Source organism: Thioalkalivibrio sp. AKL12 (assembly GCF_000377925.1).
Classification (GTDB): domain Bacteria; phylum Pseudomonadota; class Gammaproteobacteria; order Ectothiorhodospirales; family Ectothiorhodospiraceae; genus Thioalkalivibrio; species Thioalkalivibrio versutus.
Window position 1 is genome coordinate 254,667 of sequence record NZ_KB898890.1, and the last position, 9,770, is coordinate 264,436.

The 9,770-nt window shown below is 67.8% G+C and carries 10 protein-coding genes; 8 read left to right on the forward strand and 2 right to left on the reverse strand.

The features are described from left to right. The first annotated feature begins 2 nt into the window (after window positions 1-2). The 4 genes from D579_RS0102470 to D579_RS0102485 all read left to right on the forward strand — a co-directional run bounded on the left by D579_RS0102470 (window position 3) and on the right by D579_RS0102485 (window position 4,703). Window positions 3-1,181 (forward strand): phosphoglycerate kinase, encoded by a 1,179-nt coding sequence (locus tag D579_RS0102470; RefSeq protein WP_018951005.1) that lies wholly within the window; start codon window positions 3-5, stop codon window positions 1,179-1,181. Window positions 1,182-1,218: 37 nt separating this feature from the next. Continuing rightward, window positions 1,219-2,649 (forward strand): pyruvate kinase, encoded by a 1,431-nt coding sequence (gene pyk, locus D579_RS0102475; RefSeq protein ID WP_018145141.1) that lies wholly within the window; start codon window positions 1,219-1,221, stop codon window positions 2,647-2,649. Between the two features lie 78 nt (window positions 2,650-2,727). Further along, window positions 2,728-3,792, forward strand: a complete 1,065-nt coding sequence (gene fba / locus D579_RS0102480) for a class II fructose-bisphosphate aldolase (RefSeq protein WP_018145142.1) — start codon at window positions 2,728-2,730, stop codon at window positions 3,790-3,792. 131 nt (window positions 3,793-3,923) lie between these two features. Next, window positions 3,924-4,703, forward strand: coding sequence for a lipid-binding SYLF domain-containing protein (locus D579_RS0102485; RefSeq protein ID WP_026289420.1), 780 nt, complete (start codon window positions 3,924-3,926; stop codon window positions 4,701-4,703). Here D579_RS0102485 and bioD read toward each other — a convergent pair. Both bioD and D579_RS0102495 read right to left on the reverse strand, forming a co-directional pair. Further along, on the reverse strand, window positions 4,643-5,362 hold the full coding sequence (bioD, locus tag D579_RS0102490) for a dethiobiotin synthase (protein ID WP_018951007.1): 720 nt from the start codon (window positions 5,360-5,362) through the stop codon (window positions 4,643-4,645). The two genes, D579_RS0102485 and bioD, sit on opposite strands and share 61 nt — an antisense overlap. Then, the gene (locus D579_RS0102495; protein ID WP_018951008.1) at window positions 5,359-6,255 is read right to left on the reverse strand and encodes a phosphoribosylaminoimidazolesuccinocarboxamide synthase; all 897 of its coding nucleotides are present in this window, start codon (window positions 6,253-6,255) and stop codon (window positions 5,359-5,361) included. The genes bioD and D579_RS0102495 overlap by 4 nt, the downstream gene beginning before the upstream one ends. Window positions 6,256-6,544: 289 nt before the next feature. Between D579_RS0102495 and purE the strand changes: the two genes are divergently transcribed. Genes purE through D579_RS0102515 form a run of 4 tightly spaced genes read left to right on the forward strand, consistent with a single transcriptional unit; the run spans window position 6,545 to window position 9,514 of the window. Continuing rightward, a complete protein-coding gene (gene purE, locus D579_RS0102500; RefSeq protein WP_018145146.1) occupies window positions 6,545-7,054 on the forward strand; it encodes a 5-(carboxyamino)imidazole ribonucleotide mutase in 510 nt (169 codons plus the stop codon). Continuing rightward, entirely contained in the window at window positions 7,051-8,232 is a 1,182-nt protein-coding gene (locus D579_RS0102505) for a 5-(carboxyamino)imidazole ribonucleotide synthase (protein WP_018951009.1), read from the forward strand. Before purE ends, D579_RS0102505 begins: the two co-directional genes overlap by 4 nt. Beyond that, entirely contained in the window at window positions 8,229-8,846 is a 618-nt protein-coding gene (locus D579_RS0102510) for a class I SAM-dependent methyltransferase (RefSeq protein ID WP_018951010.1), read from the forward strand. The genes D579_RS0102505 and D579_RS0102510 overlap by 4 nt, the downstream gene beginning before the upstream one ends. Before the next feature lie 2 nt (window positions 8,847-8,848). Next, on the forward strand, window positions 8,849-9,514 hold the full coding sequence (locus D579_RS0102515; protein ID WP_018145149.1) for an energy-coupling factor ABC transporter permease: 666 nt from the start codon (window positions 8,849-8,851) through the stop codon (window positions 9,512-9,514). Window positions 9,515-9,770 lie beyond the last annotated feature (256 nt).

Consider the following 9,770-nt stretch of genomic DNA (forward strand, 5'->3'; position numbering starts at 1 on the left):
CCATGTCTGTCATCAAGATGACCGATCTCGACCTGCAGGGTCGCCGTGTGCTGGTGCGTCAGGATCTCAACGTCCCGGTGAAGGGCGGCAAGGTCACCTCCGACGCCCGTATCCGCGCGAGCCTCGAGACTGTGCAGAAGGCCCTGGACGCCGGCGCGGCCGTGATGCTGATGTCGCATCTGGGCCGCCCGACCGAGGGCGAGTTCTCCGAGGAGGACTCTCTGGCCCCGGTCGCCGAGCATATGGGTGGCCTGCTCGGGCGCGAAGTGCGCCTGGTTCGGGATTACCTCGACGGCGTGGATGCCAAGCCGGGCGAGGTGATCCTGCTCGAGAACGTGCGCTTCAACGCCGGCGAGAAGAAGGACGACGAGGCGCTGGCCAAGAAGTACGCTGCGCTGTGCGACGTGTTCGTGATGGACGCCTTCGGTACCGCCCACCGCGCCCAGGCCTCCACCCATGGCGTGGCCAAATTCGCCCCGCAGGCCTGCGCCGGCCCGTTGCTGGCCAAGGAGCTGGAGGCTCTGGGGCAGGCCCTGGAGACCCCGAAGCGCCCGCTGGTGGCGATCGTCGGTGGGTCCAAGGTCTCGACCAAGCTGACCGTGCTGGAGTCGCTGTCCAAGGTGGTCGATCAGCTGATCGTCGGTGGCGGCATCGCCAACACCTTTATCGCGGCCCAGGGCCATGGTGTCGGCAAGTCGCTGTACGAGGCGGATCTGGTCGAAGAGTCCAAGCGCCTGATGGAGGCCGCCCGCGCCAAGGGCGGCGAGATCCCGGTCCCGACCGACGTGACCGTGGGCAAGGAGTTTTCCGAATCCACCCCGGCCGAGACCAAGGCCGTGGACGCCGTTGCGGACGACGACATGATCTTCGATGTGGGCCCCGAGACCGCGGCCACCTATGCCGAGGCTCTGCGCAATGCCGGCACCATCGTCTGGAACGGCCCGGTGGGCGTGTTCGAGTTCGATCAGTTCGCCGGTGGCACCAAGGCCCTGGGCGAGGCGATCGCCGAGAGCAATGCGTTCTCCATCGCCGGGGGTGGCGACACCCTGGCCGCGATCGACAAGTACAACCTGGCGGATCGCATCAGCTACATCTCCACCGGCGGCGGCGCCTTCCTCGAGTTCCTCGAGGGCAAGACCCTGCCGGCCGTCGCCATCCTGGAAGAACGGGCCAAGGGCTGAGGCCCTTGTCCTTCCCCGCTGACGGAGACACGCGCGGATGAGACGTACCAAGATCGTAGCCACGCTGGGGCCGGCAACGGACAGCGACGAGGCCATGGAGGCCATCATCCGGGCCGGTGTGGATGTGGTCCGGTTGAACTTCTCGCATGGCGATCCGGATGACCACCGCCAGCGCCTGGCGCGGCTGCGGGCCGCCTCCGAGCGCGCCGGCCGTTGCGTTGGTGTCCTGGGCGACCTGCAGGGCCCCAAGATCCGCATCGACCGCTTCCAGCAGGGCAAGGTGCAGCTGGAAGAGGGCGCGCCCTTCGCGCTGGATGCCGAGCTGGATCGCGACGCGGGCGATGCCACCCAGGTCGGCCTGACCTACAAGGACCTCCCGGACGACGTGCGCACGGACGACATCCTGCTGCTGGATGACGGTCGTATCGTGCTCAAGGTCACGGCGGTCAATGGCAGCCGGATCGAGACCACCGTCGAGGTCGGTGGCGAGCTGTCCAACAACAAGGGCATCAACCGCCAGGGCGGCGGCCTGTCTGCGCCCGCGATTACGGACAAGGACCGCGACGATATCCGCCTGGCGGCCGAGCTGCAGGTGGACTACCTGGCCGTTTCGTTCCCGCGTTCCGCCCAGGACCTGCACCTGGCGCGGGGCCTGTTGAAGGATGCCGGCTGGGAGGCCGGGATCTGCGCCAAGATCGAGCGCTCCGAGGCCCTGGAGGTGATCGACGAGATCATCGCCGCCTCGGAGGTCATCATGATCGCCCGCGGCGATCTGGGCGTGGAGATCGGTGACGCCGAGCTCCCGGGGGTGCAGAAGACCCTGATCACGCGCGCGCGCAGCCTCAATCGTCTGGTCATCACCGCGACCCAGATGATGGAGACCATGATCCAGAACCCCATCCCGACCCGCGCCGAGGTGTTCGACGTGGCCAACGCGGTGCTGGACGGCACGGATGCGGTGATGCTCTCCGGCGAGACCGCGACCGGGCGTTATCCTGCGCGCGTGGTCACCAGCATGGACCGGATCTGCGAGGCCGCCGAGCGCCAGCGCGCCGCACGTCAGTCGGACCATCGCATGGATTCGACCTTCGGCCGGGTCGACGAGGCCATCGCGATGGCCACCATGTATACCGCCAACCATCTCGATGTCTCCGCGATCGCCGCGCTGACCGAGTCCGGTTCCACGGCGCTGTGGATGTCGCGCATCAGCTCGGGCATCCCGATCTACGCGCTCACCCAGCACGAATCCACCAGCCGCCGCATGACGCTTTATCGCGGCGTCTATCCGGTGACCCTGAAGCCGATCCCCGAGAGCCACGAAAGCGTGAACCGTGAGGCGGTGAACTTGCTCAAGGCCGAGGGCGTCGTGCAGGATGGCGAGTTGGTCATCATTACCAAGGGCGACCTGCAGGGCGAGCATGGCGGCACCAACGCCATGAAGATCGTGCGCGTCGGCGAACTGGCCTGAACCGCGCACCGCCCGCAGTCGCCAACCAGATAATCGACTTTTTCACTACCTCAGTCCGAATCCCGTAAGGAGGAATCCATGGCTCTAATCTCACTTCGCCAGCTTCTGGACCATGCCGCCGAACATGGCTATGGCATGCCGGCGTACAACGCCAACAACATGGAACAGGTCCATTCGATCATGGAAGCGGCCGCTGCGGTCGACTCCCCGGTGATCATTCAGGCCTCCGCCGGTGCCCGCAAGTACGCCGGCGAGCCCTTCCTGCGCCACAACATCATCGCCGCCATCGAGCAGTACCCGGACATCCCGGTTGTGCTGCACCAGGATCACGGCTCCGAGCCGGCAGTCTGCCTGCGCTCCATCCAGTCCGGCTTCAGCTCGGTGATGATGGACGGCTCCCTGATGCCTGACATGAAGACCCCGGCCTCGTACGACTACAACCGTGACGTGACCGCCAAGGTCTCCGAGATCGCTCACGCCTGTGGCGTGTCCGTGGAAGGCGAGCTGGGTTGCCTGGGCTCCCTGGAAACCGGCATGGCCGGCGAGGAAGACGGTTCCGGCGCCGAGGGCCAGCTGTCCCACGACCAGCTGCTGACCGACCCGGACGAGGCCGCCGACTTCGTGAAGAACACCAAGTGCGACGCCCTGGCGATCGCCATCGGTACCTCCCACGGCGCCTACAAGTTCACCCGTCCGCCGACCGGTGACATCCTGGCCATCCAGCGCGTGAAGGAGATCCACGCCCGCATCCCGGATACCCATCTGGTCATGCACGGCTCCTCCTCCGTTCCGCAGGAGTGGCTGCAGATCATCAACAAGTACGGCGGCGACATGGGCGAGACCTACGGCGTGCCGGTCGAAGAGATCCAGGAAGGCATCAAGCACGGCGTGCGCAAGGTCAACATCGACACCGACCTGCGCATGGCCTCCACCGGTGCGGTGCGCAAGTTCCTGGCCGAGAACCCGAAGGAATTCGATCCGCGCAAGTTCCTGAAGGCCTCGACCGCCGCGATGAAGGACCTCTGCCAGGCCCGTTACGAGGCCTTCGGTTGCGCCGGCATGGCGTCCAAGATCAAGCCGATCTCCCTGGACGACATGGTCAAGCGCTACCTGTCCGGCGAGCTGGATCCCAAGGTCAACTGATCCTGCGGATTGCAGCACGAAAAAGGGGGCTTCGGCCCCCTTTTTTTGTGCCATGATGAATGTATTCGTTAGGGAGACGCCGACGCATTCGCGCGGCCGCGTCTCCCTTGGCCTTTCTGGAGGTTTCCACGATGCAACGACTGATCCTTTTCTGCCTGACGACGCTGGTGTTTGTCGCCATAGTGGGGAGCGCTCACGCGAACCCGTTCAGCCGCGAGATCGATCCGCAGGACATCATCGATCGCGCCCAGGCGACGGTGGAGAACATGGCGACCCACCCCGAGTACGAGTCCCTTAAAGAGGACCTGCGCGACGCCCGCGGCGTGGTGATTTTCCCGCGCGTGGCTCGCGGGGCCTTCCTGATCGGAGGCTCCGGCGGCATCGGCGTGTTCCTGGCCTGGGACGACGAGCGCGGCGATTATTCGCCGGTGGCGTTCTACTCCCTCGGTTCGGTCAGCTTCGGCATGCAGTTCGGTGGTGATGCCGCCGAGGTGGTGATGGTCGCGCGCACCCAGGATGCGGTGGACTCGATGTTCGGGTCCGCCATCCGCCTGGGGGGCGATGCCTCGGTGGCTGCCGGTCCGGTGGGTGCGGGCCGTAGCGCCACCCCGACGGCCGACTTCCTGTCCTACTCGCGGGCGCGGGGTGCCTACCTGGGCATGAGCTTGTCCGGCTCGCGCATGACCGTGCGCGACGACTTCAACGAGGCGTACTACGGCGAGTCCCAGCGCCCGGTGCATATCATCGAGACCCGCCGCGTCGACCGCGAGGGAACCCGTGCCCTGCGCGAGACCCTGGCCGGGTTCCGGGTTGACGAAGAGGAAGCCCCTGCGGCCTCCGAGTCCCGCGGTCAGGAGCGCGAGTCCTCCGGCGGCGTGCGCCCGGACAACTTCGAGGTGGAGAGCTTCTGAGCCAGCGCCGCGCGGGTGATGCCTTCCGCTGACTCGATGATCGGGGCGCTCGTGCGTGAACGCAGCGCGGCGGCATTGTCGAGGCGCGGGTCGGCATCCACCCGGCGCCGGTTCAGCACGATCCCGGCCAGTTGCAGGCCGCGTCGTTCCAGGGCCTCCAGGGTCAGCAGGCAGGTGTTCAGCGTGCCCAGGCGGTCCTCGGCCACCAGCAGGACCGGTAGCCCGAGGGCCTCGGCGAGGTCCGCGTTCAGGCCATCGGTACACAGCGGCGAGTAGAAGCCCCCCGCACCCTCCACCAGCCGCGGGCCCGTGCCGTCGGCTGCGCAGGCCGCGGCCAGCTCCGCGATCGTCAGGCGCACGCCCTGGTTCGCGGCGGCCTGGTCCGGGGCGATGGCATCGGGGAAGCGCCAGGGCGTGACCTGCTCGATGGCGGCGTCCGGAAGGCCCGCCGCGTGGGTCAGGTTTATCCCGTCCTCGGGCCGCAGCCCATCCGGGCCCGGCGGGCAGCCGGATTCCACCGGCTTGCGCGGTTGCGGCCGCAGCCCACGATCCCGCCAGAGTTCCAGCAGCGCGCAGCTGACGAAGGTTTTGCCGACGCCGGTGTCGGTGCCGGTGACGAACAGGCCCTGCGGGGGCGCTCCTGTCTGTGCCGGGCTCATGCGTCGCGGGTCAGGCGCTCCAGGGCCTCGCGATAGCGCGCCGCGGTCTGTTCCACCACTTCCGCGGGCAGCTCGGGGCCGGGCGGCTGCTTGTCCCAGTCCAGGGTCTCCAGGTAGTCGCGTACGTATTGCTTGTCGAAGGACTCGGGGCTGGTGCCCGGCGCGTAGCGGTCGGCGGGCCAGAAGCGCGAGGAGTCCGGGGTCAGGACCTCGTCGATCAGATGCAGGGTGCCGGCGGCATCGACGCCGAACTCGAACTTGGTGTCGGCGATGATGATGCCGCGCTCGGCCGCGTAGTCGCGCGCCATCGCGTAGATCGAGAGTGCCGCGTCGCGCACCTGCCGCGCCCGGTCCTCGCCGATGGTCGCCACGACGGCATCAAAGTCGATATTGGCGTCGTGGTCGCCGACGTCGGCCTTGGTGCTGGGGGTGAAGATCGCCTCGGGGAGCTTCGAGGCGAGCTCCAGGCCGGCCGGGAGCGGGATGCCGCAGACCGCGCCGCTGGCCTGGTAGTCCTTCCAGCCAGAGCCGATCAGGTAGCCGCGTACCACTGCCTCCACCGGCAGGGCTTCGAGCCGGCGGATCACCAGGCTGCGTCCTTCCAGCGGGGCGCGAACGGCCGGGTCCGGGATCACCTGTTCCAGTGGGATATCGGTCAACTGGTTGGGGATGCCCAGCTCGCGCTCCACCTTGTGCATCCAGAACTGCGTGATCTCCGTCAGCACTCGGCCCTTCTCGGGCACGGCCGTGGGCAGGATCACGTCAAAGGCGGACAGGCGGTCGGTGGTGACCATCAGCCAGTGGTCGGCGTCCACCGCATAGAGATCGCGTACCTTGCCGCGATGGACGAGTTCCAGGTCGGGGAGGTGGCTTTCAAGCAGGGTGTCAGTCATGCCGCGATTCTACCGGGCGCGGGCCTTGCGCACCACGAAGCGGACGAAGCCACGAAGAAAAGCGATCCACAAGGAGACGCGACGATCGGCAGCAAGCGCATGGGCGCGTCGCGCCTTATCCACCGGCCATTCACGCCCCCGCTTCGCTCTCACCAGTAAGGCCTTCCGGCCTCTGTGTCTCCCTGTGGGTCGCCCTTGACCGGCCTTTTCTTTGTGCCTTGGTGGGCTTCGTGGTGCGCATGGCTTGTCGGGTGGGGCCGGGGTCGCTATCGTTCGGGCCATGACTGAGATGGCAGGCAATTCGGCGGCGCCTCGCGTGGGCGTCGTGATGGGGAGCACCTCCGACTGGGCGACCATGGAGCGGGCGGTGGATGTGCTGGACGAACTCGGGGTCCCGTTCGAGGCCCGGGTGGTGTCGGCTCACCGAACACCGGATCTCCTGTTCGAGTACGCCGAGCAGGCACGCGAGCGTGGTCTACAGGCGATCATCGCCGGGGCCGGGGGGGCGGCGCACCTGCCGGGGATGCTGGCATCCAAGACGCCGGTACCGGTGCTCGGGGTGCCGGTTGCCTCGCGCCACCTGAAGGGGCAGGACTCGCTGCTGTCCATCGTGCAGATGCCGCGCGGCATCCCCGTGGCGACCTTCGCGATCGGCGAGGCGGGCGCGGCCAACGCCGCCTTGTTCGCCGCCGCGATGCTGGCGAACCACGATCCCGATCTGCGTGAGCGTCTGGATGCCTTTCGTCAGTCCCAAAGTCAGGCCGTGCTGGGGCAGACCCTGCCACCGGACCCGTCATGATCCAGCCCCCTGCGACCCTCGGGCTGCTCGGTGGCGGGCAGCTCGGCCGCTATTTCGTGGAGGCCGCACAGGGCATGGGCTATCCCGTATGGGTCCTGGACCCGGACCCGGCCAGCCCGGCCGGGCGAGTGGCGGCGCGCCACCTGTGCCAGGCCTTCGACGACCCCGATGCGCTGCAGGCCCTGGCCGGGGCCTGCGCGGTCATTACCACCGAGTTCGAGAACATCCCGCGCCCGGCCGTGGAGTGGCTGGATGCGCATGCCTGTCTGCGCCCGGGGCCGCGCGCCCTGAGCATTGCCCAGGATCGCCTGGAGGAGAAGGCCTTCCTCGGCGAGATCGGTGTGGCGGTAGCCCCCTGGCAGGCGGTCCTGGCCGGCCAGACGCCCGAAGTGCGAACGGACGCGGGAGGGCCGACGTTCCCCGCGATCCTGAAGACCGCGCGCCTGGGTTATGACGGCAAGGGCCAGGTCCGGCTGGCGCAGGCCGGCGAGTTGCCCGCGGCGCATGCCGAGCTGGGGCTGGTGGACTGCGTGCTGGAGGCCCAGGTCGAGCTGGAGCGCGAGCTCTCGGTGCTGGTGGCGCGAACCGCGGACGGCGCGAACGAGGCCTTTCCGGTGGCGGAAAACACCCATCACGAGGGCATCCTGCACCTGACGCGGGTGCCGGCGCGGGTCGGCGACGAGCCGCGCGAACGCGCCACGGCGATCGCGCGGCACATCGCCGAGCAGCTCGACTACCAGGGGACACTGGCGGTGGAGTTCTTCCTCACGGTGGAGGGTGAATTGCTGGTCAACGAGATCGCGCCGCGTCCGCACAACTCCGGGCACTACACCCAGGATGCCTGCACCGTCAGCCAGTTCGAGCAGCAGGTGCGCGCGGTCTGCGGGCTGGGGCTGGCCCCGGCGTTGCTGACCACGCCGGTGGCGATGGTCAACCTGCTGGGTGACCTGTGGCCCGCCGCAGGGGACCCCGACTGGCAGGGCGTGCTGGCTGCCGGCCGCGCGCGGCTGCATCTGTATGGCAAGGCCGAGGCCCGGTCCGGCCGCAAGATGGGGCACGTCAACGTGCTCGGTCTGCCGGGCGAGGATGACGCCGGCGCCGCGGCCTCCACCGCCGAGGCCCTGTGGCAGGGCCTGGCCGAGGCTGTGGAGCGGACTGCGGACGGAGGGGTGGCATGAAGGAGGACTTCCCCACGATCCAGGCGCGGCGTACCCGTCAGGCGGAGCTGAAGCGCGACCTGGAATTCGAGGACACGCTGGCCGGAGAACACCTGCGGTTCCGCACGACCTGGGGCCTGTTCTCGCCGCGCCGCATCGACGATGGCACGCGGATGTTGCTGGAGCGCATCGAGGTGGAGCCAACCGATGCCTGCCTGGATCTGGGCTGTGGCTATGGCCCGATCGGCCTGACGCTGGCGCGCAAGGCGCCGCAGGGCTACTGCACGCTGGTGGACACCAACTTCCTGGCGGTGGAGTACAGCCGGCGTAACGCCGAGCTGAACGGCATCACCAATGTGGACTGCGTGACCAGTAATGGCTTCGCACAGATCCGTGACCGGCGTTTCGATCTGGTCACCTCCAACCTGCCGGCCAAGGTGGGGCGCGAGATGCTCTACACCTACCTGCTGGACGCCCACGAGCAGATGAACCCGGATGGACGCATCTATGTCGTAACCATTACCGGGTTGCGGCGGTTCATCGAGAAGGGGTTCAAGGAAGTGTTCGGCAACTACGACAAGGTCAAGCAGGGCCGCGAGTACACTGTCGCGGCCGCGGTGCGCGAGCCCGACTGAGCATGGTCGAGGGGGCGGGCGAACTGCCGGTTGCGCTCCGGGTGCTGTCCGCCGTGCTGCTGGGTGGCGGCATGCTGGTGATGCTGCGGCGCATGCCCTGGGAGACCTTCTTCGTGCCCGGCCGCGCCCAGCTGTTCGTGATCGCCACGCTGTGCCTGCTGCTGATCTGGAGCCTGCGGGCGCAGGCCCTGGATGGGCTGGCCCTGCATTTTCTGGGTATGGCCACCGTGACCCTGATGTTCGGTTGGCAGCTGGCGATCCTGATGGTCTTCCTGGTAGTGGCGATCCTCGGCCTGTTCGGCGTGCTCCCGCTAGCCGCCTTCCCGTTGACGGTGCTGCTGGCGGGCATCCTGCCGGTCGCGGTCACCTGGGGGCTGCTGCGGCTGTCCGAGGCGCGTCTGCCCGCGCACATGTTCATCTACCTCTACGCGGTCGGTTTCCTCGGCGGGGCGCTTTCGGTGGTTGCCACCGTGCTGGCCTCGGCGGCGATCTACGGGTTGTTCACCGAGCTCGCCTGGGCAGATATCCATCGCGACTACCTGCGCTACCTGGCCCTGCTGGTGCTGCCCGAGGCGGTGATCAACGGGATCGTGATTACCGGCCTGGTCATGGTGCGTCCCGAGTGGCTGGCGACCTGGTCGGACGAGCGCTACATCCACGGACGCTAGGGAAACACTGATCAATGAACGCGTTCGCGTTGGTGCCCCAGGTTTTCCGAGACAAGGCGCGGCGCGCAGCCGGTAGTGGTTCTACCGGCAAGCGGCGCAACGCAGAATCGGGGAACCTGGGGTTCCAACCCCGCAAACGGTTGAAAGCAGGGGCTCGGCCGCTTTTGCGCGGGAACGGCGTTGCGGCTCCTTTGTGCAGAATGACTGCACGGCAGTCACCGCGCCTTGTTCGCACGCAAAAGCGACTCGAGCGCGA